23 protein-coding genes, 1 tRNA gene and 2 riboswitches are annotated in these 23,110 nt (G+C 65.9%); of the genes, 16 read left to right on the top strand and 8 right to left on the bottom strand.

The window, feature by feature from the left end; translation table 11 throughout:
• Positions 1-2: 2 nt before the first annotated feature.
• Positions 3-236: a hypothetical protein gene (locus AC3A4Z_RS19990; RefSeq protein ID WP_493972092.1), complete on the bottom strand. Its 234-nt coding sequence runs from the start codon at positions 234-236 to the stop codon at positions 3-5.
• A gap of 219 nt (positions 237-455) precedes the next feature.
• Here AC3A4Z_RS19990 and AC3A4Z_RS19985 point away from each other — a divergent pair, with 219 nt between their 5' ends.
• Both AC3A4Z_RS19985 and AC3A4Z_RS19980 read left to right on the top strand, forming a co-directional pair.
• Positions 456-839: a cold-shock protein gene (locus AC3A4Z_RS19985; RefSeq protein ID WP_050056250.1), complete on the top strand. Its 384-nt coding sequence runs from the start codon at positions 456-458 to the stop codon at positions 837-839.
• A gap of 6 nt (positions 840-845) precedes the next feature.
• Positions 846-1,490 (top strand): DUF3027 domain-containing protein, encoded by a 645-nt coding sequence (locus tag AC3A4Z_RS19980; protein WP_498713676.1) that lies wholly within the window; start codon positions 846-848, stop codon positions 1,488-1,490.
• 79 nt (positions 1,491-1,569) lie between these two features.
• Here AC3A4Z_RS19980 and serC read toward each other — a convergent pair whose 3' ends face one another.
• Positions 1,570-2,700, bottom strand: a complete 1,131-nt coding sequence (gene serC, locus AC3A4Z_RS19975; RefSeq protein WP_498713674.1) for a phosphoserine transaminase — start codon at positions 2,698-2,700, stop codon at positions 1,570-1,572.
• A gap of 276 nt (positions 2,701-2,976) precedes the next feature.
• On the opposite strand from serC, the gene AC3A4Z_RS19970 reads away from it, so the two are divergent.
• From AC3A4Z_RS19970 to AC3A4Z_RS19925, 10 genes are all read left to right on the top strand, one after another.
• Positions 2,977-3,684, top strand: a complete 708-nt coding sequence (locus tag AC3A4Z_RS19970; RefSeq protein ID WP_498713672.1) for an iron-dependent transcriptional repressor DtxR — start codon at positions 2,977-2,979, stop codon at positions 3,682-3,684.
• Positions 3,685-3,790: 106 nt separating this feature from the next.
• Positions 3,791-4,032: riboswitch (cyclic di-AMP (ydaO/yuaA leader) on the top strand.
• A 10-nt stretch (positions 4,033-4,042) separates the two neighbouring features.
• Positions 4,043-4,864, top strand: coding sequence for a peptidoglycan DD-metalloendopeptidase family protein (locus AC3A4Z_RS19965; RefSeq protein ID WP_493972147.1), 822 nt, complete (start codon positions 4,043-4,045; stop codon positions 4,862-4,864).
• Positions 4,865-5,011: 147 nt separating this feature from the next.
• Positions 5,012-5,174, top strand: a riboswitch (cyclic di-AMP (ydaO/yuaA leader).
• 70 nt (positions 5,175-5,244) lie between these two features.
• On the top strand, positions 5,245-5,934 hold the full coding sequence (locus AC3A4Z_RS19960; protein WP_493972096.1) for an NlpC/P60 family protein: 690 nt from the start codon (positions 5,245-5,247) through the stop codon (positions 5,932-5,934).
• Positions 5,935-6,095: 161 nt separating this feature from the next.
• The gene (locus AC3A4Z_RS19955; protein ID WP_498713669.1) at positions 6,096-6,860 is read left to right on the top strand and encodes an NlpC/P60 family protein; all 765 of its coding nucleotides are present in this window, start codon (positions 6,096-6,098) and stop codon (positions 6,858-6,860) included.
• A 247-nt stretch (positions 6,861-7,107) separates the two neighbouring features.
• On the top strand, positions 7,108-7,608 hold the full coding sequence (locus AC3A4Z_RS19950; protein WP_498713667.1) for an HNH endonuclease: 501 nt from the start codon (positions 7,108-7,110) through the stop codon (positions 7,606-7,608).
• Positions 7,609-7,657: 49 nt separating this feature from the next.
• Positions 7,658-8,305 (top strand): molybdenum cofactor guanylyltransferase, encoded by a 648-nt coding sequence (mobA, locus tag AC3A4Z_RS19945; RefSeq protein WP_498713665.1) that lies wholly within the window; start codon positions 7,658-7,660, stop codon positions 8,303-8,305.
• Between the two features lie 15 nt (positions 8,306-8,320).
• Positions 8,321-8,614: a DUF6457 domain-containing protein gene (locus AC3A4Z_RS19940; protein WP_498713663.1), complete on the top strand. Its 294-nt coding sequence runs from the start codon at positions 8,321-8,323 to the stop codon at positions 8,612-8,614.
• Positions 8,611-9,990 carry a molybdopterin molybdotransferase MoeA gene (locus AC3A4Z_RS19935; protein WP_498713661.1) on the top strand — a complete coding sequence of 460 codons (1,380 nt, stop codon included), beginning with the start codon at positions 8,611-8,613 and terminating at the stop codon, positions 9,988-9,990. The genes AC3A4Z_RS19940 and AC3A4Z_RS19935 overlap by 4 nt, the downstream gene beginning before the upstream one ends.
• Positions 9,991-10,072: 82 nt before the next feature.
• Positions 10,073-10,963 carry a formate dehydrogenase accessory sulfurtransferase FdhD gene (gene fdhD / locus AC3A4Z_RS19930; protein ID WP_498713659.1) on the top strand — a complete coding sequence of 297 codons (891 nt, stop codon included), beginning with the start codon at positions 10,073-10,075 and terminating at the stop codon, positions 10,961-10,963.
• A 148-nt stretch (positions 10,964-11,111) separates the two neighbouring features.
• The gene (locus AC3A4Z_RS19925) at positions 11,112-14,141 is read left to right on the top strand and encodes an alpha-mannosidase (RefSeq protein WP_498713657.1); all 3,030 of its coding nucleotides are present in this window, start codon (positions 11,112-11,114) and stop codon (positions 14,139-14,141) included.
• Positions 14,142-14,378: 237 nt separating this feature from the next.
• On the opposite strand, the gene AC3A4Z_RS19920 is transcribed toward AC3A4Z_RS19925, so the two are convergent.
• Both AC3A4Z_RS19920 and AC3A4Z_RS19915 read right to left on the bottom strand, forming a co-directional pair.
• Positions 14,379-15,116, bottom strand: coding sequence for a hypothetical protein (locus AC3A4Z_RS19920; RefSeq protein WP_498713655.1), 738 nt, complete (start codon positions 15,114-15,116; stop codon positions 14,379-14,381).
• Positions 15,113-15,850, bottom strand: coding sequence for a hypothetical protein (locus AC3A4Z_RS19915; RefSeq protein ID WP_498713651.1), 738 nt, complete (start codon positions 15,848-15,850; stop codon positions 15,113-15,115). Before AC3A4Z_RS19915 ends, AC3A4Z_RS19920 begins: the two co-directional genes overlap by 4 nt.
• Before the next feature lie 244 nt (positions 15,851-16,094).
• Here AC3A4Z_RS19915 and AC3A4Z_RS19910 point away from each other — a divergent pair, with 244 nt between their 5' ends.
• On the top strand, positions 16,095-17,738 hold the full coding sequence (locus AC3A4Z_RS19910) for an ABC-F family ATP-binding cassette domain-containing protein (RefSeq protein ID WP_498713649.1): 1,644 nt from the start codon (positions 16,095-16,097) through the stop codon (positions 17,736-17,738).
• Positions 17,735-19,648, top strand: coding sequence for an ABC transporter ATP-binding protein (locus AC3A4Z_RS19905; protein ID WP_498713647.1), 1,914 nt, complete (start codon positions 17,735-17,737; stop codon positions 19,646-19,648). Before AC3A4Z_RS19910 ends, AC3A4Z_RS19905 begins: the two co-directional genes overlap by 4 nt.
• Positions 19,649-19,702: 54 nt before the next feature.
• Here the strand turns inward: AC3A4Z_RS19905 and AC3A4Z_RS19900 are convergent, their stop codons facing one another.
• The 3 genes from AC3A4Z_RS19900 to AC3A4Z_RS19890 form a co-directional block, all read right to left on the bottom strand.
• On the bottom strand, positions 19,703-20,119 hold the full coding sequence (locus AC3A4Z_RS19900) for an NUDIX hydrolase (protein WP_498713645.1): 417 nt from the start codon (positions 20,117-20,119) through the stop codon (positions 19,703-19,705).
• Positions 20,116-20,595: a DUF6314 family protein gene (locus tag AC3A4Z_RS19895; protein WP_498713643.1), complete on the bottom strand. Its 480-nt coding sequence runs from the start codon at positions 20,593-20,595 to the stop codon at positions 20,116-20,118. The genes AC3A4Z_RS19900 and AC3A4Z_RS19895 overlap by 4 nt, the downstream gene beginning before the upstream one ends.
• Position 20,596: 1 nt before the next feature.
• Positions 20,597-20,669, bottom strand: a tRNA-Arg gene (locus tag AC3A4Z_RS19890).
• A gap of 84 nt (positions 20,670-20,753) precedes the next feature.
• On the opposite strand from AC3A4Z_RS19890, the gene AC3A4Z_RS19885 reads away from it, so the two are divergent.
• Positions 20,754-21,521 carry a DUF998 domain-containing protein gene (locus AC3A4Z_RS19885; protein WP_498713641.1) on the top strand — a complete coding sequence of 256 codons (768 nt, stop codon included), beginning with the start codon at positions 20,754-20,756 and terminating at the stop codon, positions 21,519-21,521.
• On the opposite strand, the gene AC3A4Z_RS19880 is transcribed toward AC3A4Z_RS19885, so the two are convergent.
• Entirely contained in the window at positions 21,518-22,153 is a 636-nt protein-coding gene (locus tag AC3A4Z_RS19880) for a hypothetical protein (RefSeq protein WP_493972111.1), read from the bottom strand. The two genes, AC3A4Z_RS19885 and AC3A4Z_RS19880, sit on opposite strands and share 4 nt — an antisense overlap.
• Before the next feature lie 32 nt (positions 22,154-22,185).
• Here AC3A4Z_RS19880 and AC3A4Z_RS19875 point away from each other — a divergent pair, with 32 nt between their 5' ends.
• Complete coding sequence (locus AC3A4Z_RS19875) at positions 22,186-23,016, top strand: inositol monophosphatase family protein (RefSeq protein ID WP_498713639.1); 831 nt, start codon at positions 22,186-22,188, stop codon at positions 23,014-23,016.
• Positions 23,017-23,110: the final 94 nt, after the last annotated feature.

The raw sequence follows: 23,110 nt of genomic DNA, 5'->3' as shown, positions 1-23,110 counted from the left end.
CGTTACCGCCCGTCCGGTTTTCCTGCCCGGCGGCGCCCGGCGACGCTGTCCAGGACAAGGAACAGCATCAGGAGGAACGCCAGCGGCAGGCCGTAAAGCGCGGTGTAGGTGACCCAGGCCGGAGCCACCGCACCGGCGAAGGCAAAAGCCATAACGGCAGCCACCGCCGCCAGCGAGAGCACGGCAACAACCGCGGCGAAGATCGTCAGGGGCCGCCGGTAACGCGAGGGTGTCATGGACGTAACGCTAACAGCCCGGTCCGACAGCGCAGGCAAGGGTACCAGGGGCGTTACGTCGGCAGGCATGGAAAGCAGGGTTAGGGCATCGGGCAGGATAACCTTGAGGGATACAGACCAACACGGTCTTCAGCCGTCATACCCTGAACCCGCACAACAATGCGGATGCGGTGACGGCTGGCCGTGTCTCAAGACGTCAGAACGAAGAAGGTTGATTACGTGCCTACCGGCAAGGTCAAGTGGTATGACAAGGACAAGGGCTTCGGATTCCTTGCGGGCGAAGACGGCCAGGAAGTGTTCCTGCCCAAGTCCTCGCTGCCCGAGGGTGTAACGGAGCTGAAGGCCGGCACCCGCGTTGAGTTCGGGGTGGCGGACGGCCGCAAAGGTGCCCAGGCCCTGGGGCTGCGCGTGCTGGACAAAACGCCGTCCATCGCCAAGGCAAAACGGCCCAGCGCACGGGACCTTGCCCCGTTGGTCCAGGACCTGGTGACCGTGCTGGACAACCTGTCCGGAACCCTCTCCAAAGGCAAGTACCCGGAAGGCAACAAGGGCAAGGCCATCGCCGCCGCCCTGCGTAAGGTTGCCGACGAGCTGGACGTTTAGGCACTGATGATTTCGGAAGCTGATCAGCCGGAGCCGGCAGTGGAACCGCAGGAGCCTGTTTCGTCCGCCGCCTCGCCGGGTTCGGCCGCTGCGCCGGCGCGGGCAGCAAAGCCGCGTGCCGGTGTCCCGGTATGGCGGACCGGCAAGCCCGACGCTTTCCTTGCCGCCGCTGTGGACACTGCCCGGAGCGCAATTGAGGGCATTACGGCAGCATCGGACATCGGACGGCACCTGGCGGCCAAGAGCGAAGGCGACCGCCTGGTGACGCATCTTTTTGAGTCCCGGCTGCCCGGCTACGCCGGCTGGCAGTGGTTCGCGGTACTGACCCGGAACTCACGCTCCAAGGTGGTAACCGTCAACGAGCTGGGCCTGCTGCCGTCCGAGGACTCCATCCTCGCCCCGGAATGGGTGCCGTGGGCGGAGCGCGTCCGGCCCGAGGACGAGCAGGAAGCTGAGCAGGAAACAGAAGCGGCCGGTGCCGCGTCTCCCGATGCCGCTGTGGACGAAGATGCGGTTGTAGGGCGTGCCGGCCAGGACGCTGAGGCAGATGTCCCCGAAGCGGCTGCCTCCGAGGCCGAAGAGCCGGAACAGTCCGCCACGGACGACGCCGGCACCACCTCACCGGATGCCCTTCAGGAGCGCTCCTCCTAAAGCAAAATAAACTAAGACAAACAAAAGGCGCCGCCCGGGAAGAACCCGGGCGGCGCCGTCGTACGTTAAGGCGTCCTGCCTACTTGCGCAGCTCGCCCACCACGTAGTCGATGCTCTCCAGCAGGGCAGAAACGTCCGCAGGCTCGATGGCCACGAACGTTGCGATGCGCAGCTGGTTGCGGCCCAGCTTGCGGTACGGTTCGGTGTCCACAACGCCGTTGGCGCGCAGGACCTTGGCAACCACAGACGCGTCCACTGACTCATCAAAGTCGATGGTGGCAATGACGTTCGAGCGCTCATCCGGGTTGGTGACGAAGGGGGTGGCGAACTCCGAGGCCTCAGCCCAGCTGTAGATCCGGCCGGCGGAATCCGCAGTGCGCTTGGACGCGAAGTCCAGGCCGCCGTTGGAGTTCAGCCACTGCACCTGCGCGTCCAGCGTCACCAGCGTGGACAGTGACGGGGTGTTGTAGGTCTGGTTCAGGCGCGAGTTGTCGATGGCGGTCTGCAGATCCAGGAAGTCGGGGATCCAGCGGTCGCCGGCCTTGATCCGGGCTGCCCGTTCCAGTGCTGCAGGGGAGAACAGGCCAAGCCAGAGCCCGCCGTCGGACGCAAAGTTCTTCTGCGGGGCAAAGTAGTACACGTCGCTCTGGGCCACGTCGACGTCCAGGCCGCCGGCGGCAGAGGTGGCGTCCACAAGGACCAGCGCACCTTCATCGGCGCCGGTGACACGCTGTACGGGGGCTGCGACGCCTGTGCTGGTCTCGTTCTGCGGCCAGGCGTAAACGTCCACGCCCGCCTCCGCCTGCGCGGAGGGACGGGTGCCGGGCTCGGACTTGATGATGGAGGACGCCTCCAGGAACGGTGCCTTGTTCGTGGCTGCGGCGAACTTGGAGCCGAATTCACCAAAGGAAAGGTGCTGGGCCTTCTTCTCCACCAGGCCAAAGCTGGCAATATCCCAGAACGCGGTGGAGCCGCCTACGCCCAGCACCACTTCGTACCCTTCGGGTGCACGGAAGAACTGGCTCAGGCCTTCGCGGACAGAACCCACCAGGTTCTTGACCGGGGCCTGCCGGTGGGAAGTGCCGAGGATGTTCTTTGACGCGGCCGACAACGCATCGATCTGCTCCTGACGGACTTTGGAAGGCCCGGCGCCGAACCGTCCGTCCTTGGGCAGGAGGTCGGCGGGAATAGTGATGCTGGTTTCGCTCACAGGTGCTCCAATTTCGGCGTGGACGTAACTTTGTCCGGACGGGTGCTGGCGGCCGGCAGTCGGCGGTGACTGCAACCAGGGCCTTCCTCATTCTGCCTGAAGCGCTGTTTCGGCGGGAACCCGGACCGTCATAGTCCAGCCAATGAGACGCTTGAGCAGCAGGGGCCGAACTATTCGGACAAAGTCAAAATAGGCTAAGCTTTTCCACGGACTACGTCGCAGTGAAGGCGATACGGTGGGACAACGCAAGGTACTGCGCTCGAGGAGCTGAGCTGGATGACGGATCTGATCGACACTACGGAAATGTACCTTCGGACCATTCTGGAGCTTGAGGAAGAGAACATCGTTGCTCTTCGTGCGCGCATCGCAGAGCGGCTCCGGCACTCCGGGCCCACTGTTTCGCAGACCATTGGCAGGATGGAGCGCGATGGTCTCGTGGTTGTCTCCGGAGACCGGCACCTGGAGCTCACTGAGACCGGGCGGAAGCGCGCCACCGAGGTCATGCGCAAGCACCGCCTGGCCGAGCGCCTGCTCGCCGACGTGATCGGCCTGGACTGGGCCTACGTCCATGACGAAGCCTGCCGCTGGGAGCATGTGATGAGCGAGCGGGTGGAGCGGCGGATCTATGAGATGCTCAACCACCCCACGGAATCTCCCTACGGAAATCCCATTCCCGGCCTGGCAGCCCTGGGCGGCGCGCCGTCGTCCGGTTTCGCCGACGGGGCCATCAGCCTGCTGGAAGCAATGAAGTCCTACGGGCCGGCATCGCAGGTGACCGTGAGCAGGCTCGCGGAGCCCATCCAGGTGGAGCCGGAGCTGCTGTCCCAGCTCGACGAAGGCGGTATCCGCCCCGGCGCCACTGTCTCGCTGGAACGCGTCGGCGATTACATTTCGGTGCGCGTCCCGGGCATTGAAGGCGCGCTGGAACTGCCGCCCGAGGTGGCTGCGCATGTGTTTGTCGCAATCCGCCAGCCTGCGGTCTAAGGCGCCGGGTACCCGATAGAGGGCCGTTTACGCAAAGATAACGGAATTGTTACTAAGGGGCTTAAGCCCCTATAGTTGAACCAAGCGTTGATATTAAAGCGTTACCTGATCTGGAGCCGAGCTCTGCCAGCGGATCGGGAGCACGAGTCGTAACTGGCAGAGGCGGGGGAACCACAACCGGCAGCCGGGGGACTGCCTTGGGGTGAAGTCCGTCAGCAGCAAGCCTCTTCCAGCGAAGGATCCTTACCGGGATATCTCTGTGCCGAAGCTTGCTTACGGCGGACCGGGTCTTTGAACTCTCTGACCCGAATCCGACAGCTAACTTCGCAGGCTTTCCAGAGAGGAACCCTTCTTGACCATGCAGAATTCCAGGGGACGCCGCCGGGCGGCGGGCCCTGCTTCGACACCGCGCGTTGTCGAAGTCATCACGTCGGAGCGCCCCCGCGATCTCCACCGTGATGCCCGCCGTCGCCGCGGCCCCCTCCGCCAGATCACCGAGTTCGCCGCAGCCAGCGGCATCGGCCAAAAGGCCGGCATCGCCCTTGCTGCCACCGGCCTGGTCCTCACCGTGACAGTGCCCGCCACCAGCCCCGTGATGGCCACCGATGCCGCCGGTGGTGCGCCCGTAGCCGCTTCCGCCGTTACCCCGCAGCCGCAGGTTTCAGCCGAAGCGGGAGCCCAGATCGACTTCAGCCGCTCTGCGGTAGTCACCCAGGCTGATCCGGACGGCAAGCTGAAGCAACTGCTCAGCGCCCAATCGGCAGGTGCCATCAGCCGCGCCGCCTCGGCCGGCAGCCTTGGTGCTCCGCTGGCTGTGATGTCCACCGCATCGCCGTTCGGCTACCGCGTGAGTCCCATCACAGGGGGAACGGGCGATTTCCACCGCGGCCAGGACTACGTGGCCCAGTGCGGCACATCCGTTATGGCAGCTGCTACCGGAACCGTGACCTTTGTGGGCTGGCACCAGTACGGCGGCGGGAACCGCGTGGTGATCGACCACGGAAACGGCCTGGAAACCACCTACAACCACCTGTCGTCCTTCAGCGTGAAGGAAGGGCAGACCGTGTCCCGCGGCGAAGCTATCGCGCTTAGCGGCACTACGGGGGCTTCCACCGGCTGCCACCTGCACTTTGAGGTCCAGGTCAACGGCGAAGTGGTCGATCCCACTGGCTGGCTCTAGTCAAGTGACGGTTAACTCTCAGATGAACGTGACCCGTCGTGATCTGAATGTGACATTCAGTCAAAACTGCTGTAGCGTCTAACTCGCGTCAACTTTTCCGAAGTTGACGCTCTTGTGCGGATTGCCTAGCTCTGCCACCGCTCAAGGTCCGTTCGCATGACATCGTCTGGCAGGGGCGGGGGAACCAATTTTGGCCTTTCCAATTGGAGAGGCCTTGGGGTTAAGTCGCAAAGCTTCCTTGGAAGCAGCGCGGCCGGGTGACTCCCATCCGAATCCGACAGCTCACCTCGCAGGCATTGGGAGAGGCTACCTTCGTGTCTTCACGCCATAATTCTGCGCGCCACCGTGCGCAAACGGTTCGTACCAACCCCCTGGACACTGTGTCCAAGGCTGTTAGTGCCAATGCCGGGACAGTTGGTCGCCAGGCTGCCGTTATCGCAGCTGCCTCGGGCCTGATCCTGAGCATGGGCCTGCCGGCCAACGCCGCAGACACCACCGCCGGGGTGTCCGCCTCCACCGAGTCCGGGTCAGCGCAAAGCGCCCTTGCCGTTACTGCGGCACCCACGGCCACCGTCTCCTTCGAACGCCCCGTGGTCAAGACCACTGCCGCTCCCAAGGTGCAGACCGTACGCGCCCAGTCCACTGACTCAGCTGATCGAACCGCTGCTGCCGGAGCCGCTGCTGCCGGAACCGCGGCATCTGCCACGGAGAAGCTGGCCGAAACCGTGTCCGCTGCCTCCACCTCGGGTATTGCTGCCATTGCGTACACCGGCATCGGCCACTCGTACGTATGGGGCGGTACCAGCCCCGTCACCGGCTGGGACTGCTCCGGCTTCACCCAGTGGGTTTACGCGCAGGCCGGCATCAGCATCCCGCGCACCAACGCATGGACTGCCATGAAGCCCACTTCCACCCCGCAGCCCGGTGACCTTGTTATGCAGAACGGCGGCGCGCACGTTGGCATCTACGTCGGCAACGGCATGATGATCAGCGCCCTTAACCCCTCCCAGGGAACGCTGCTGCACGCGGTTGCCGCCACCGGCTCCTCCGCGTTCTTCACTATGAACTAGTTCTTCGACCTCCGGGTCCAAGGGCTTTTTCTTTGCCCACAGGCTTTTCGCTAAATCACACATCCCCGTTCGGGACGTGCCGGCGTACCCCCAAGATGCCGGCACGTCCAAACCCCCCTGCCTGCCTACAAGGTGACAGGGGAAAACGAAAGAGAGAACTGATGACTACTCGTGCAACCGCACGGCATCGTGCCGAGGTCACCAAGACCAATTCGTTCGCCATCATTGCCAAGGCTGTTGGCGACAACGCCGGCGGCGTCGGCCGCCAGGCAGCGGTGATCGCTGCCGCTTCCGGCCTGGTCCTGACCAGCGGCCTGGCAGCCAACGCTGCAGACACCAATGTCCAGCGTGACTCCGCTCCGGCCTCCAACCTGGAAGTTGAATCAACGGTTGAGGCCCCGATTTCGGCTGAGTCCACCATTGCCATTTCCTTCGAGAAGCCCGCAGTGACCACCACTCCGGCTCCCGTTGTGGAAGCTCCGGAACCCGAGGTTGAGGTCCAGGAAGCAGCCGCCCCGGCCGCCCAGCCGGTTCTTGCCGCCAAGGTGATCGCTTCGGCTCCGGCCGCAGCTCCCGCCGCCCCGGCCGCTTCCGCATCCGGTAAGGGTGCAGCCATCCTCTCCGCTGCCTACGCGCAGCTTGGCGTGATGCAGGACTGCACCATGCTGGTCACCAACTCCCTGGCGGCCGTTGGCATCAACTTCCACGACTGGCCCGCCGGCTACCTGTCCCTCGGCCGCACCGTGAGCGCCGCCGAAGCGCAGCCCGGCGACCTGATCTACTACGCCGATGGCGGCGCCGGCATGGCCCACATCGCTGTCTACGCCGGAAACGGCCAGGCGGTGCACGGCGGCTACAACGGCAACCAGACCGTTGTCTTCAGCGCCAACGTTGGCTCCGGACCGGTCTTCATCCGCGTCAACTGATACCTCCGGCCCGCTGATCCGGGCTGACCAGGATCGCCAGACAACCCCTGCCGTACGGCAGGGGTTGTCTTTGTTTAACCGGGCGTCGCAGGGCTGCGCCTGGAAGCGGACACGGCGGGTCCGGTCCCGGCATTAGCTGATAGCGCACTTCTTTGTTTACTCTTGTGGTGTCGATCCATAGCCCGGACATGCCGAGGGCAGCCGGCCCTCGTGCCCCTGACGGGTGCGGCCGTGAAGAGGTACGTGCATGCGCACTCTCGTTCTGAATGCTGGATATGAACCGCTGGCGGTTATTTCTTTCCGCCGGGCGCTGGTGCTTGTGCTGACGAACAAGGCGAGCGTTGTGGCCGAAGGGGACGATCCCGTAGTGGGTCCCCAGGAGATACTGGGCCGCCCGTCCGTGATTCTCCTGAACCGCTACATCCGCCCCAGATACAACCAGTCAACGGCTGTGAGCAGACGCGGGGTGCTCCGACGCGACGGGCACAAATGCGCGTACTGCGGAAAAGCCGCGCACACCATTGACCATGTCCACCCCAAATCCCGCGGCGGCGCGGATTCATGGGAGAACCTGGTGGCCGCGTGCCTTCGCTGCAACAACGCGAAGGGTGATCACACCCCCGCGGAGATGGGCTGGAAGCTGCGCTTCGTGCCCGAACCTCCGCATGGCGCCATCTGGCAGATCAAGGAACTCGAGAAGCCCGCACCTGCCTGGGATCCGTTCCTGCTGCCGGAGCGTGCTGCCTGACCCAGACCGTGCGGGCACGGTTGCGATGTGCCCCCGCTAGGCTGGGGGAGTGGAGCAGAACAGGTTGGACTTCGATGCCCTGATCCTTGCCGGCGGGCGGTCGTCCAGGCTGGGCGGGGTGCCCAAGCAAGGGCTGGTTGTTGCCGGCGCCACCCTGCTGGAGCATTCACTTGCCGCATGCTCCGCCGCGTCCCTGACAGCAGTGGTGGGTCCGGATCCCGGGCCGTTGCCTGCCGGCGTTCTCGCCTGCCGCGAGCAGCCGGAGTTTGCTGGTCCGGCAGCTGCCGTGGCTGCCGGGCTGGAAGCGCTGGGGCGGGCAGGCGGCGGACGCCGCTTCACCCTGGTGCTGGCCTGCGATATGCCCCGGGCGGCCGGCGCCGTGCAGGTACTGGCGGAGTCCCTTGCCACACGTGGAGATAAAGGAGACGGAGTGATGGCGTGTTCCGAGGACGGGACAGCCCAAATGCTGGCGGGTTTTTATCGCACAGACGGGTTAAAAAAGGCCGTTCAGATGCTGGCCTCGCGGGACGCCTTAATCAACGGTTCCATGCGGTCCCTCCTTGCTAGTCTTGACGTGCAGCTTGTCACCGTCCCCGCCGGTACCACAGCCGATGTGGATACCTGGGATGATGCCGCCGCATTAGGAGTAGACGCCGGGCAGCCGGACGTGCGCCAGGACCGGCGCGGCAGCAGTTGAATTGGGAGGCAAAGAGTGAAAAGCCAGGATGAAACGCTGGAGGAATGGTGCAGGTCGCTCCTCCAGGCCTACGAGCTTGAGGACGTCCAGGTGGACGTTAATGCCATCCTTGCCCTCGCGGGCGTTGCCGCGCACTCCGTGGTGCGGCCGGCGGCGCCCCTCACCACCTTCATTGCCGGCTACGCCGCAGGCCTTGCTTCGGGTTCCGGGAAAAACACGGAGGCTTCCTCGATGGAAGATGCCTTGGCCGTGGCGCGTTCCCTGGCCGCCGATTACGACGCCGAAGCCGCCGGGGCTCCCGGGGAATGACTGAAGAACCCGGGAAAGAACGGAGTTCAGCAGACCCGCCGGAGAAGACCCGGCACGCAGCCCATACCTGGGAGGAAGCACGGCAGGCGGCCTTCAATGCGGCAACACCTATTCCCGCCGGGCCGGTGCCACTTCACCTGGCCCTTGGCCGCATCCTGGACCAGGACGTTGTGGCACTGCAGGACATGCCTCACTACGCGTCCTCGGCCATGGACGGCTGGGCGGTGAACGGGACCGGACCGTGGATCCTTGTGGAACCAGGCGCGCGGCTGGCGCCGCACCAGGCGAGCCCCATTGTGACCGGCGGGCTCATTCCCCCCGGTGGAAAAGCCGTGCTTCGGAGCGAGAGCGCGAGTTTGGGCAAGGATGAGGACGGGCTGCCCGTTTTGATGACCGGCGGCAGCGCCCGGCCCGGCGAGCCGCGTACCGGCCAGCACATCCGCAAAGCCGGGGAGGAAGCCCTGGAGGGGGACGTCCTGGTGAAGGCGGGGGCGCAGCTTAACCCCGCGCACCTCGCCCTGGCCGCCCTCGCGGGCTACGACGAGCTGCCTGTCCAGGGCAAACCCGTGGTCCGGCTGCTGCTGACCGGCTCTGAAGTGATCGGCGAGGGCGTCCCGGTTCCCGGCCAGGTGCGGGACACCTTCGGTCCGCAATTGCCGGCCGTGGTGAACATGCTGGGCGGAATCGCCGGCGGACAGCAGCGGATCGGCGACTCCTACGAAGAGTGGCTTGCCGCGCTCGAAGACGTGGTTCCGGAGGCGCCCGAAGCTCCGGACCTGCCGGCCGACGTCGTGATCACCACCGGCGGCACCGGGGTGTCCGGCACGGACCACTTCCGCGACGCGGTGGCTGAACTGGGTGGCCGGCTGGTCATTGACGGAATAGCGATGCGGCCCGGGCACCCCGCCGTCCTCGCCGAGCTGCCCGACGGACGCTTTGTGCTTGGACTGCCGGGGAACCCGCTCGCCGCGATGATGGCGCTGTCCACTGTGGGGGCGCCGCTGCTCGCCGCCTTGGGCCACGGCAGTCTCCCGGACATTCAGGAGGTGCCCTGCGGAAGCATCATCGAACCGGAACCGGGGCGTACCCGCCTGATGCCGTTCCGCCTCCTGTACGGCATGGCTTCACCGGCCCAGCACACCGGTCCCGGCATGATGCGGGGCCTCGCCTCGGCCGACGGTGTGATGGTGGTGCCGCCGCACGGGGTCCAGCTCGGCGAAATGGTGCCGGCCTTTGCGCTGCCCTGGGGGCCGCCCATACCGGTGCCTGTGGAGCCGGGTTCAAAGGCGAAACCGAGGAACGCGGCCCGACCCGGGCGGACGGCCGCCAAAACGGCAGCCAGCGGCCCGGTGGACTGGAGCGCGCTGCTTGGCTGACAAAAGCCGCACCAGGCTGGTCCCGGCTGGTATCCGGCTCCGCCAGTTGTCATGATGGACCTATGAACACACAGGGGTGCCCATGGGCCGAGTGACCCAGCGCCGCAAGGTGCACAAGTACGTCCTCGATGGTTCGCCCAAGGCCCTCGAGTTTCCGGTGCGGCACCGCGAGGACGTCCTGGCAGTAGAGGAGCCGCTGGAGATCCGGCTGGGACAGCTGTCCTTCTCGGTGACCATGCGCACTCCGGGCGACGACTTCGACCTGGTGGCCGGGTTCCTCGTGTCGGAAGGCATCATCTGGAGCGCCGAGCAGCTGGTGTCGCTGCGCTTTTGCGCCGGCGAGGACGAGAAGGGTGTGCAGACCTTCAACGTGGTGGAGGTCCAGCTCCGGCCGGACGTCACCATCCCCTCCATCGGGCGACACATCTACACGTCCAGCTCCTGCGGCATTTGCGGGACCGATTCGGTGGAGTCGGTGCGGAAGTCCTCGCGCTACGACCTGGACGAGGATCCCCTGAACATCGACGCCGAACTCCTGGCATCACTGCCGGGACTGCTGCGGAAATCCCAACGGGTCTTTGAGGACACCGGGGGAGTGCACGCCGCCGGCCTCTTCAAGATCAACGACGACGGCGGGGCGGACCTTCTCTGCCTCCGGGAGGATGTGGGGCGCCACAACGCCGTGGACAAGGTAGTGGGCTGGGCCCTGCGTGAAGGTCTGCTCCCGCTGCGCGGGACCGTCCTGCAGGTATCAGGCCGTGCCTCCTTCGAGCTGGTGCAGAAAGCCGCACTGGCCGGAATCCCCGTGCTGGCTGCCGTCAGCGCGCCCTCAAGCCTTGCCGCGGAACTCGCCGAAGCCAGCGGCATGACGCTGGCCGGATTCAGCCGGGGAACAAGCCTCAACATCTACACCGGGGACCAGCGGATCATCAGGCCGGCTGCGGTGCATGTTCCCGCGGACGCCCTTCCCTGAGCCAGCAGGGGCGTCCCCGCGGATCTTCCTAAAACCGCTTCCTGGTTGTTCCCCGCCTGGACGTTGGCTTGTAAGCTACCTGTGAGTAGTTTCATCCACCGAATGGACGCTTTAGGTCCACATTCCCCAGCGCTGAAGAGGGCCACCATTGCATGACGACCGCCGGATCACGGAAGTCCGCCTCGAAAGGTTCGTCCGCGAACGTATCATCCCCGCCGTCTACAGCCGGAGCCTGCCTCTGGCTTTGAGCAGCTGGGACGTTCCCGACGAGCCGGTCCCGGCCCTCGAGGCAATGCGGCAGGACTTCAAGCCGCAGGACCATGGTGCTCCTTGGGGGAAGCCATGGGGCACCAAATGGCTCCGTCTCCAAGGCGAGGTGCCGGAATTCTGGGGCGCCGCGCCGGACACAACGGTTGAAGTGGTGGTGGACCTGGGCTTCACCACCGAAGTCCCGGGTTTCCAATGCGAAGGGATAGCCTGGCGGGCCGACGGCACCATCATCAAAGCGCTCTCGCCCCGCAACCAGTACATCCCGCTGAAGCTGCTCGGCGGCGGGATGGCGGTGGACTTCTACGTGGAGGCGGCCGCCAACCCCGACGTCGCCCAGGGCTGGACCTTCGCAGCCACACCCTATGGGGACAAGTCCACGGCGGGAACGGCGCCGCAGTACCGCCTGGGAACCATCGCCATCGCGGAGCTGAACCAGACCGTGTGGGAACTCCAGCAGGACATCTGGACCCTGTCCGGCCTGATGGCTGAGCTGCCCTGGGAGCAGCCGAGGCGGCACGAGATCCTCCGTGCCCTCGAGCGGATGATGGACTTGATGGACCCCGATGACGTGCCCGGCACCGCCGCAGCCGGACGCGAAGCCCTCGCCGGGGTCCTGGCCAGGCCGGCGTATGCATCCGCGCACCAGCTGGTGGCCACCGGCCACGCCCACATCGACTCCGCGTGGTTGTGGCCGGTCCGGGAGACCATCCGCAAATGCGCCAGGACGTTCTCCAACGTGGTGGCCCTGATGGATGAATACCCCGACTTCGTCTTTTCCTGCTCCTCAGCACAGCAGCTCGCATGGATCAAGGAGTACTATCCCGAACTTTTCGGCCGGATCCGGGAAAAGGTGCGGGCCGGCCAATTCGTCCCGGTCGGCGGCATGTGGGTGGAATCCGATACCAACATGCCCGGCGGGGAGGCCATGGCCCGGCAGTTTGTCGAGGGCAAGAGCTTCTTCCTGGCCGAATTCGGGGTGGACTGCCAGGAAGCCTGGCTGCCGGACTCCTTTGGGTACTCCGCAGCCCTGCCGCAGATCGTCAAAGCCGCCGGCAGCAGGTGGTTCCTCACGCAGAAGATCTCGTGGAACCAGACCAACAGGATGCCCCACCACACCTTCAACTGGGAAGGCATCGACGGCACCCGGCTCTTCACGCACTTCCCGCCGGTGGACACCTACAATTCCCAGCTCAGCGGGCGCGAACTGGCCCATGCCGAGCGCAACTACCGCGACCACGGCCGCGGCACAGTATCGCTGGTGCCGTTCGGCTATGGCGACGGCGGCGGAGGGCCCACCAGGGAAATGCTTGCCGCCGCTGCCAGGACTGCAGACCTGGAAGGCTCGCCGAAGGTACGGATCGGATCTGCGAAGAGCTTTTTTGAGCAGGCCGAGGCAGAGTATCAATCCCTGCCGGTCTGGGTGGGCGAGATGTACCTCGAACTGCACCGCGGCACGTACACCAGCCAGGCCCGGACGAAGAAGGGCAACCGGCGCAGCGAGCACCTTCTCCGCGAGGCGGAGTTGTGGTGCGCCACCGCCGCTGTCCGCACGGACTCGTTCGTTTATCCGGCCGCCGAGCTCAAGCGGTTGTGGCGGCTGGTGCTGCTGCAGCAGTTCCATGACATCCTGCCGGGCAGTTCCATCGCCTGGGTTCACCAGGATGCTGAACGCAATTACCAGGCCATTGAGGTTGCCCTCGAAGCCCTCATCGCCGAGGCAGCCACAGCCGTGCTTGGCAGCGGGGAGCGGACCTTCCTGCTCAACGCCGCCCCGCACCCGCGGGCGGGAGTCGAGGCGCTTGGAGCCGGGGAACCGGCTATGCCCGCGCTGCCGGTCCGGGCCGCTGCCCAGGAGGGCGGCTACGTCCTGGACAACGGCATCATCCGTGCTGTGGTGGATGCCGACGGGCTGATCAGCTCACTGAGGGACTATACGAGCGGCCGCGAAGCGATTGCCCCGGGGGAGCGCGGCAACCTGCTCGAGCTGCACCGGGACACGCCCAATGAGTGGGATGCCTGGGACATCGACGAGTTCTACCGGCGGAACGTCACACCGTTGACAAGCGCGGAGTGCGTCCGGCTGGATGAGGACGGGGACGAAGTCGCCGTGGTGGTGGAGCGGCTGGCAGGGTCCTCGGCCATCACCCAGCGGATCAGCCTTGCCGCCGGAAGCCCATCACTGTCCATCACCACCTCTGTGGACTGGCAGGAGCGGGAAAAGCTGCTGAAGCTCGGGTTTGCCCTGGATGTACGGGCTGACCGGTCCGCCGCCGAGACCCAGTTCGGGCACGTCTTCCGCGCCACCCACACCAACACGTCCTGGGAAGCTGCCAAGTTCGAAATCTGCGCCCACCGGTGGATCCACGTGGCGGAGCCGGGCTACGGTGTAGCGGTTTCCAACTCGTCCACCTACGGGCACGATGTCGGCAGGAGCATCAGGGAGGCCGACGGCGGCACCACCACCACAGTGCGCTTGTCACTGCTGCGTGCCCCCAAGTTCCCGGACCCGGACGCGGACCGCGGGCAGCACGAACTGACGGTCACCATCAGGCCCGGCGCTGACATCGCCGACGCTGTCCAGGAGGGCTACCGGACCAACCTTGCCCCCCGCCTGGTCAGCGGCGGCTCTCCTGTGGAGCCCTTGTTTTCCGTATCCAACCCGGCGCTTGTCATTGAGGCAGTGAAGCTTGCGGAGGACGGTTCCGGTGACGTGATCGTCCGGCTGTACGAGTCCTTGGGCCAGCGCTCTGCCGGAAAGCTCACAGCCAACTTCCCAATCAGGGACGCCAGTGCCGTGGACCTGCTGGAGCGGCCCGTCGAGACCCGTGGGGTGGAAACCGGCTCCGATGGCGCCGGGCTGCTGCTGCGGCCGTTCCAGCTAGTGACGTTGCGCCTTGTGCGCCTTTGACTGCCGCTGGGCGCGCAGAAGCCGCCCTTGGGCGGGACAACAGGCTAAAAGAGCCTTAAATGGCTGAGTGGGGGCGGTCCCCAACGGCCGCCACCACTCATCCCCCCAAAGCGTGCAAAGGCCCCCGGGAGCTGCAACGTTCAAGAAATTATCCCCGTTCGTAAACGCCCCGCAACCCCCGCCTTCACACATCAATGATTATTCCACATTCTAATGAATATGTGAAAGCAAGGAAGGTTACTTTTCGGTAGATGTCCTTCGCGCTTCTGCGACTCTTCTGTTTCTCACCCTGGCAGCCCAAATCAAGGCCAGGCCAAGCACGAAGCAGAGCACGGCCGTGTAGTTGACGATGAATTCGACAGCGCCGAATTCCGGGGGCACCACAGGGAACAGCAGGGTCAGGGCGATGGCCACCCCGCCGACCGCCAGGAGCCCGGCGGCGAGCCGGACCAGCACGGGCAGCCGGCTGCCCACGGCACGCACCATGGCAGGCAGCAGGACCAGCGATACGTACGAGGGGTAGGCGCGGCCGGCGGCTCCGTAGTACTCCACCATGGTCCCGTTCCACCTGCCCTTGCCGGACACCGCGCTCAGCCCCGCGGACGATCCTGAAGTATCCATCAGGAAAAACACCCCAACCATCAGCAGGGATATCACCAGCAGGACCATCATTCCCGTTCTGCCGGTGATGAGCCGGTAGGCGTGGTCCGCACCGAAGCCGCGGGTCACCCGTATGCCCACGAAATAGATCGCGCCGAAGATGATGAAACGCAGGAGCAGGTTGGCGAGGTTAATGCCGCCCAGGGCCTTGTCCACGGCAACGTAGGGCGCCTCGATACTCAACAGGATCGCGGCGGTCATCAGGGCGAAGATATAGAAGAGCGACCGGTTCTCACCTCGAAGCGCGCTGGGCACCCGGGCCGCGGCGATAAGGGCGCAAATGGCCAGCGTGGACCACTGAAGTATTTCGATCATCCCAGGTTCTCCCAGATCCTTTCCGTTTGCGCCTGGTCCTGCTCCTGGCGCCGCAATACCTTGCCCATAGCCTGCAGCCGGTCACCGGCCAGGACTGCGAGGTCTCCGTCGGACAGGCTGTCCAATGCTGCGCGGCGGGCCCCGGGGGCCCAGCCGGCCTCCTCTTCTGTGACGAGTCCGGTGGCCACCAGGCCGCCGGACAAGGCAACACCGGCGGCCCGGGCCGTGGCCACGGCCAGCTCAGCTGTCAGGCGGTTGGCGGTCAACTGCGCTGAATAATTCTGTGGGGCGATTCCCGTGGCGGCGGATACGCGGTGCCGCACCTCGCCGTCGTCAATCGCGTCAACCCAGTTCTTCACGGAGGTGGCGTGCGGCGCCGGTGACAGGTCAGCCGGTTCAGCCCCGGCTTTCCGTTTGGGGTCCATCGCCTGTCGCGTCAGCATCGCCTGCAGCAGGTCCGCGGTGGAGATCTGGCTGACCAGTTCGCAGCGCGTGGGCGGCGGCTGGGGATCCGCCAGCTCCCGGTAAGCATCGAAATCGGCCAGCGCGGAAACCGGATTGATGCCGTAGGCACGGCTGATGCTGACAACTGTGGTGACAGATACTTTTCCACGGACCAGCTGCTGGGCCAGGGTGGTCCGCTTGATCCCGGAGACCCTGCAGACGTCAGCCGTGCTGGCTTCCGGCGCAACACCGTGCAGCCAGCGCTGGAACGCCTTGGCGGGGAGGGTCATGGAGGGCTCTCTGCAGAACGGATGATTTTTCGATTTTATCCTGCCGGATTCACGCCGGTTTTACCCGCGCTCCAGTTTCGACTATGCTTGATGGTCGAGCCCGTTGGTCCGTACACCCCCCAAGTCCGGACCAGCGGGTTCTTTTATGTCCGCCGATCCGGGCGCCCTCCCTTTTGCCAAACAGCGGGGCAACCGCACGCCGGACCGATGCCGGCTGCTGACGCTCCGGCGAAAGGACGGATCAATGACTGCGACCCTTGTTGCCAAGGACGTTTCCGGCGGTCACGACCACCGGCAGCTCTTCTCCAGGCTCTCCCTGACCGTTGCCCCTGGCGACGTGGTGGGCGTGGTGGGTGCCAACGGTGCCGGTAAATCCACCCTGCTGCGTCTCCTGGCCGGCGTCGACCAGCCACAGGACGGAACCGTCAGCCTCGCCCCGGCAGATGCCTTCGTGGGCTGGCTTCCCCAGGAACACGAGCTCATTCCGGGTGAAACCGTGGGCGGCTACATCGCCCGGCGGACCGGTTGCGCCGAGGCGACAGCCGAGATGGAAGCCACCGCCGAGGCCCTGGGTTCCGGCGCGCCCGGTGCCGATGACGCCTACTCCCGCGCTTTTGACCGCTGGATGGCCTCAGGTGCCGCGGACCTTGATGAACGCATCCCTGCCGTCCTGGCCGAGCTGGGCCTCGAAACGGGTGCGGATGCCGCGATGACCGGCTTGTCCGGTGGACAGGCCGCCCGGGTGGCGTTGGCGGCACTGCTGCTCAGCCGGTTCGACGTGGTGCTCCTGGACGAGCCCACGAATGACCTGGACCTGGCCGGCCTGGCAAAGCTGGAGGATTTTGTCCGCGGCCTGCGCGGCGGCGTTGTGCTGGTCAGCCACGACCGGGAGTTCCTGGCCCGCTGCGTCACCACTGTGGTGGAGCTGGACCTGGCGCAGAATTCGGTGGCAGTTTACGACGGCGGCTACGACGCCTTCCTGGAAGAACGCGCCGTTGCGCGGCGGCATGCGCGCGAGAGATTCGAGGAGTTTGCCGCCACCAAAGCGGACCTGGTGTCACGGGCAAGGACCCAGCGGGAATGGAGTTCCCAGGGTGTGCGGAACGCCATGAAGAAGAGCCCGGACAACGACAAGATCCGCCGGGCAGCCAGCACCGAGTCTTCCGAGAAGCAGGCCCAGAAGGTCCGGCAGATGGAATCGCGGATTGCCCGCCTGGACGTGGTGGAAGAACCCCGCAAGGAATGGCAGCTCCAGTTCTCCATCGGCCAGGCCCCACGCTCCAGCTCGGTGGTGGCCACGCTCCGGGACGCCGTGGTGCGGCAGGGCAGTTTCACCCTGGGCCCGGTGAACCTCCAGCTCAACGCGGGAGAGCGCATCGGCATCACAGGGCCTAACGGCGCCGGCAAGTCCACCCTGCTCCGCCTCTTGCTCGGCGGCATCGCGCCGGAGGCCGGCAGTGCTGCCATGGGCGCCTCGGTTGCCATCGGTGAAATCGACCAGGCGCGCGGACTGCTGGCCGGCCATCTCGCGCTGGCGGATGCGGTGGAGGCGGTCCTGGTGGACCTGACCCCTGCTGAGGTCCGGACGCTGCTGGCCAAGTTCGGCCTTAAGGCGGACCACACGGCCAGGACCATTGATTCGCTGTCCCCGGGCGAACGCACCCGGGCCGCCCTGGCCCTGCTGCAGGCGCGCGGCGTGAACCTCCTTGTCCTGGACGAGCCAACCAACCACCTTGACCTGCCGGCCATCGAGCAGCTTGAGGAAGCGCTGGAAAGCTACGAGGGCGCCCTGCTGCTGGTCACGCATGACCGGCGGCTGCTGGAAAACGTGCGGCTGGATGTACGTTGGAATGTCGAGAACGGAATGGTAGAGGAGCAGCAGCAATGAGCATGGAAGGGGTGGCCTGGAACTCCCTGTACAAGATCACCCGGGCCAAAAGCGGTTCCCAACCCTTCTCCAAGGCCACGCTGAAGCGCGTCCTGGGCTTTGCCCGGCCGCACCGCGGCAGGCTGCTGGCCTTTGTGGCGCTCTCCATCGTGATGGCGTTCCTGGCCGTGGCAACCCCTGTCCTGGCAGGGCAAGTGGTGGACGCAATCGTTGCCAAGGCCGGAGTGGAGGAAGTGGTCCGCCTCGCAGTGCTGATCGCCGTCGTGGCCGTTGCCGAAGCAGGCCTGGGGCTGGTGAGCCGCTGGCTCTCCTCCACCATCGGCGAAGGCGTCATCGTGGACCTGCGCACCAAGGTCTTCGACCATGTGCAGAAAATGCCCATCGCGTTCTTCACCCGAACCCGCACGGGCGCCCTGGTCAGCAGGCTGAACAACGACGTCATCGGCGCGCAGTCCGCTTTCGCCGGCACCCTCTCCGGAGTTGTCAGCAACGTGGTGGCGCTGATCCTCACGCTCGTGGTGATGCTGGGAACCTCCTGGCAGGTGACCGTCCTGGCCATGATCCTGCTGCCGGTGTTCCTCATCCCCGCCCGGCGGATGGGCTCAAAGCTGGCAGACCTGCGCCGCGAGGCCGCCGAACACAACGCCGCCATGGGCACGCAGATGACCGAACGGTTCTCCGCCCCGGGCGCCACGCTGGTGAAGCTCTTCGGCCGGCCCGACGAGGAGTCCCGCGAATTTGCCGTCCGCGCCGGCCGCGTCCGCGATATCGGCGTCCGCACCGCCATGCTGCAGTTCACCTTCGTGACAGCCCTGACGCTGGTCTCCGCGCTCGCCCTGGCCCTGGTCTACGGACTGGGCGGCTGGTTTGCCATCACCGGCCAGTTGGCGGCCGGCGACGTGGTGGTGCTGGCGCTGCTGCTCACCCGGCTCTACGCTCCGCTGACGGCCCTGTCCAACGCCCGGGTGGAAATCATGAGTGCCCTGGTCAGCTTCGAACGGGTCTTTGAAATCCTGGACCTCAAGCCGCTGATCCAGCAGAAGCCGGACGCTGTACCGGTACCGCCGGGCCCGGTGTCCGTGGAGTTCGACGACGTCCGCTTTGCCTACCCCTCGGCGGACAAGGTGTCGCTTGCCTCGCTGGAGGAGGTGTCCACGCTGGACACCCGCGGCGGCGAAGAGGTGCTGCATGGCATCAGCTTCCGGGTAGAGCCGGGGCAGACTGTGGCGCTGGTGGGCTCCTCCGGCGCCGGAAAATCCACCATTGCCCAGTTGCTTGCCCGGCTCTACGACGTCGATTCCGGCGCCGTGCGCCTGGGTGGAACCGCGGCGGGCACCGGCCTTGATGTCCGCGATGCCACCTTCGATTCCCTCCGGGATACCTTGGGCATGGTGACGCAGGACGGCCACCTGTTCCACGAAACCATTGCTTCCAACCTTCGCCTGGCCAAGCCCGGCGCCACCGAGGACGACATGTGGGAGGTCATCCGGCAGGCCCGGCTCGAAACCATGATCCGGTCACTCCCCGACGGGCTGGACACGATGGTGGGTGAACGCGGCTACCGGCTCTCGGGCGGGGAACGGCAGCGGTTGACCATCGCGCGGCTGCTCATCGCCCAGCCCCGCGTTGTCATCCTCGACGAGGCGACTGCTGCGCTGGACTCCACCAACGAAGCGGCCGTGCAGGCGGCCCTGGGCGCGGCGCTCGAGGGGCGCACGGCCGTCGTCATCGCCCACAGGCTGTCCACCATCCGTGCAGCCGACGCGATCCTGGTGGTGGAAGACGGGCGGATTGTGGAGCGCGGCACGCACGCTGAACTGCTGGCCGCCGAAGGCCGGTATGCCGAGCTCTACAGGACCCAGTTCGCCGAAGCCACCGCAGTGGTGCAGGAAGCAGTCCCGGAGTTCTAGTTTTCCCGCGGCTTTAGGCCCGGAGCGTCAGGCCTGCGGCCTCAGATCTGAAGCTCAGGCCTGGCGGGCCAGTTCGGGCAGTATATGGTCCGTCAACAACGGGGCAAGGTCGCCTGGAAGCCCGGCGCCGCCGTCCAGGGCAGCCAGGTCCAGCCACCGGATCTCCGCGATCTCGGCGGAGGGGTGGGCGTCCCACGTGCCGGGTGCCATAAACACCGTCGCCTCAATGTCCGTCGCCGCTTCGTTGGCGGCCTCGGCAATCCAGACGCCCATCAACTGCAGTTCGCCGGGATCGATGATGATGCCCACCTCCTCAGCCAGCTCCCGGGAAGCGGCCTGGACGGCGCTTTCTCCGGCCTCGGGTTTGCCGCCCGGGTGCATAAACATGGCGGTTCCGCGTTTCCGGACGGTCAGGAGCCGGCCGGCGTTGTCAAAGACGCAGACGGCGGAGACCACGATGCGGTTTTTCATTCTTCCCGCCCGTGCTGGCGGAGTAGCCGCGACGTCAGCAGGAGGTCCTTCCGCGGGCCGGTGACGTCCCAGCTGTAGCTGAAGCTGTTGGCATCCCCGAAAGTGTAGGCAACGCGGTAGGTGTCGGGATCGCACCAGTGCTGATCCAGGTTGGCCGCCGGCGTGAAACTCATGCTGTGGAAGGGGCGGCCGTCCGGGAAGAAGACGTCCAGCGCGTCCGGGCGGGCCGTGGATTTCAGCACGTATTCGCGGGTGGCCGGGCCGGTAAAAGTAGGCCAGCGCATGGCGCCTTCCTCGCGAAGGGTCAGTCCGCCGTCGTCCCCGGGAACAAAATATACGACGCCGGAGAAGGTTCCACGGGTGCCGGTGGCGCGGTCCAGCAGGTCACGCTGGACGGTCCACAGGCCTGATTTCCGGGCAGTACCCGGCCCCAGCAGGTAGGTGCGGAGGTCGAACTCCGGGGGAGGAACGTTCAAGTGCCCTCGATTGGAATCGAACCAACGACACCGGCTTTAGGAGAGCCGTGCTCTATCCACTGAGCTACGAGGGCGTGCGTCCGTTGGATCGGCAGGGCCGGCCCGGGCTGGACACGGATATAAGCATACAAGGTGCGGAGCCGTACTACGCTCAAGGCATGAGTTCAGCGCCGTCTACATCGTCAGCCGCTGCCGTTATTCCGGACACCACCTCCACCCGGCAGTACATCGGGGCGTGGTCAGTGCTCAGCGTGCTGCAGTATTTCGCGGCGGAGGCCGCGGTGATCCTGGCCTGGGCAGGCCCGCGACCCTACGACCTGCGCACGGGCTACATCAGTGACCTTGGTGCCTTGCGCTGCGGTGTCTTTGACGGTCGCGAAGTGTGTTCGCCGCTTAACTGGTTGATGAACGCCTCCTTTGTGGTCCAGGGACTCGGGATGCTTTTGGGCGCGATCCTGCTGAGCTCGGGGTTGCTGTGCGTCGCCGCCCTGGCCGGGGCACGGGTGCAGGCGGGGCGGCGGAAACCCTGGCTCGCGGCTGTCTGGGTGCGCCTGCTGACCGGAACCGCCGGGGCGGGGACGGTGGTTGTGGGACTCGTACCGGAGGACGCCGGCTCCGGCTGGCACTACGCCGGCGCCCTGATGTACTTCATCGCCGGGGCGTCCGCCCTGCTGGTCCTGGGGCTCCTCTGGCTGCGAAAAACCACCATGGCGTGGTTCATCCTGGCCTGCGGTGCTGTTTCGCTGGCAGCGCTGGTGACCGGCGGACTGACCCGGATGGCTGTACCGGAACCTGGGACCCTGGAACGGCTGATGGGCTACCCGGTCACCGTGGGAATGGCCGCCGCCGGACTGGTCATCGCACAGCGGGTACACCGGCACAGGAAGCAGGTGCGCGCCGCCGCTGCGCTTGGTCGGCCGCTTTAGGCTCCCGCGGCTTTGGGCTTCCGCGTCCTGAGGAGCACGGCGGCGGCGCCCGCGAGCAGGCTCAGGACCAGCAGGACCCAGCCGGCTACGGTGAGGCCGGACGCGAGGGCCACCTGGCCGGCGTCCGGGTTTACTGACGCCAGCACGCCGTCGATGGCCACGTTGGCCCAGAGCCGGACCACAACAAAAAGCAGTGGAAGCGCCCACAGCGCCCAGCGCAATGTTTTCCTGGCAACGCTTGTGCCGATCAGCAGCAGCCAGGTGAACCCGAAGATCAGCGGGAACAGGGTGCCGGCCGTTTTGTGGACATAGTTGAGCTGGCCGCGGGCGTCGTCATCCATCTCCGCCTGCAGCCGGCTGATGTAGGCGGGATCGAACCCGCCGATGAGCGAGTCCGGCATAGCCAGGTTGCCTGCGGTGAGCTGCCGCAGCTGGTCCAGCGTAAGCAGGTGCAGGTACCAGAACAGGAAAAGGCTGGCCACCACGCCGGCGATCAGGATCAGGGTGCCGTTGTTCTCCGCCTTCTGCGGGGTCCGGCTGGTGGTGGGATTCACCACGGGTGGAAGGTGGTGCTGCGGTACAGCCGCCTTGGCGCCGTGCTTCTTGATCCGCTGGGCAGGGGTTTTGGCCATGGCACCATTATCCCGCCCCATAAACTGAAGCCATGACCATTGGCCGGCACAGTGCTGTTGAACTTGATCCCTCCCTGGACGACTACGACCTGGCGGCTGCCTTGGTCCGCGAAGCCGGGCAGCTGGCGTTGCTGATGCGGATGGCGGGCCTGCAGTCCGAACAGAAGACGTCCGTGTCCGATGTTGTGACAGCCGCCGACCACGCTGCCGAGGCCTACGTGCTGGAGCAGCTGCGGCGTTGCCGGCCGGACGACGGCATCCTGGGCGAGGAAGGTGCATCGGTCCAGGGGACCAGTGGCCGGACCTGGGTGATTGATCCGGTGGACGGGACCTATAACTTCCTGCACGGCTCAACCTATTGGTGCTCGGCAATCGCCCTGAAGGATTCCTCGGACGTGCTGCTCGGAGCCATCTTCCAGCCGGAGGAGGACAAGATGTGGCTCGGCGGCAGGGCACGTGCGGCCTCGCTGAACGGCGAAACCCTCAGGGTGTTCCACGAGGACCGGGGCGCGCGCAACAGCACAGCCGTGGCGGAACTGGGCGCCGCAACATACATCCACCCGAGCTGGCTGATGGACCCGCTGTGCGCCATGCCCTGGCACGCTGCCGCCACGTCCGCCGCCGCGCTGCGCATGCTGGGTTCGGGTTCCTGCGACCTGGGCCGTGTGGCAGACGGGGCGCTGGGATGCTGGTTCCAGCACAGCTGCCCCGAGTGGGACTGGCTCCCGGGCAAAGCGATCGTCCGGGCCGCCGGCGGTGCGGTGGACACCGTCCGCGTAAACGGCCTGGAGTGGTTCATGGCAGGCGGAACGACGGCGGTACGGGAGTTGCGTGCCGCCCTGGAGTCCGGCTCGGTGGCATAACAACATTCCCGGTCTTTCTGTGGATAACGTTCCGTAATCCACAGGCTGGAGCTGGCTGTCGGTCCCACCGCCTAGACTTGTAGGCACCATGGAT

The sequence above is a fragment of the Arthrobacter sp. Soil_C_49 genome (assembly GCF_057656635.1).
Note: the sequence above shows the minus strand (reverse complement) of the source record. Positions and strands in the feature narration are given on the sequence as shown.

What these genes read in the sequence shown, in the direction of transcription:
- AC3A4Z_RS19990 (WP_493972092.1), bottom strand. Translation starts at nt 236, where the DNA reads ATGACACCCTCGCGTTACCGGCGGCCCCTGACGATCTTCGCCGCGGTT.
- AC3A4Z_RS19980 (WP_498713676.1), top strand. Translation starts at nt 846, where the DNA reads ATGATTTCGGAAGCTGATCAGCCGGAGCCGGCAGTGGAACCGCAGGAG.
- AC3A4Z_RS19970 (WP_498713672.1), top strand. Translation starts at nt 2,977, where the DNA reads ATGACGGATCTGATCGACACTACGGAAATGTACCTTCGGACCATTCTG.
- AC3A4Z_RS19965 (WP_493972147.1), top strand. Translation starts at nt 4,043, where the DNA reads ATGCAGAATTCCAGGGGACGCCGCCGGGCGGCGGGCCCTGCTTCGACA.
- AC3A4Z_RS19955 (WP_498713669.1), top strand. Translation starts at nt 6,096, where the DNA reads ATGACTACTCGTGCAACCGCACGGCATCGTGCCGAGGTCACCAAGACC.
- AC3A4Z_RS19950 (WP_498713667.1), top strand. Translation starts at nt 7,108, where the DNA reads ATGCGCACTCTCGTTCTGAATGCTGGATATGAACCGCTGGCGGTTATT.
- AC3A4Z_RS19935 (WP_498713661.1), top strand. Translation starts at nt 8,611, where the DNA reads ATGACTGAAGAACCCGGGAAAGAACGGAGTTCAGCAGACCCGCCGGAG.
- fdhD (WP_498713659.1), top strand. Translation starts at nt 10,073, where the DNA reads ATGGGCCGAGTGACCCAGCGCCGCAAGGTGCACAAGTACGTCCTCGAT.
- AC3A4Z_RS19920 (WP_498713655.1), bottom strand. Translation starts at nt 15,116, where the DNA reads ATGATCGAAATACTTCAGTGGTCCACGCTGGCCATTTGCGCCCTTATC.
- AC3A4Z_RS19915 (WP_498713651.1), bottom strand. Translation starts at nt 15,850, where the DNA reads ATGACCCTCCCCGCCAAGGCGTTCCAGCGCTGGCTGCACGGTGTTGCG.
- AC3A4Z_RS19910 (WP_498713649.1), top strand. Translation starts at nt 16,095, where the DNA reads ATGACTGCGACCCTTGTTGCCAAGGACGTTTCCGGCGGTCACGACCAC.
- AC3A4Z_RS19905 (WP_498713647.1), top strand. Translation starts at nt 17,735, where the DNA reads ATGAGCATGGAAGGGGTGGCCTGGAACTCCCTGTACAAGATCACCCGG.
- AC3A4Z_RS19900 (WP_498713645.1), bottom strand. Translation starts at nt 20,119, where the DNA reads ATGAAAAACCGCATCGTGGTCTCCGCCGTCTGCGTCTTTGACAACGCC.
- AC3A4Z_RS19885 (WP_498713641.1), top strand. Translation starts at nt 20,754, where the DNA reads ATGAGTTCAGCGCCGTCTACATCGTCAGCCGCTGCCGTTATTCCGGAC.
- AC3A4Z_RS19880 (WP_493972111.1), bottom strand. Translation starts at nt 22,153, where the DNA reads ATGGCCAAAACCCCTGCCCAGCGGATCAAGAAGCACGGCGCCAAGGCG.
- AC3A4Z_RS19875 (WP_498713639.1), top strand. Translation starts at nt 22,186, where the DNA reads ATGACCATTGGCCGGCACAGTGCTGTTGAACTTGATCCCTCCCTGGAC.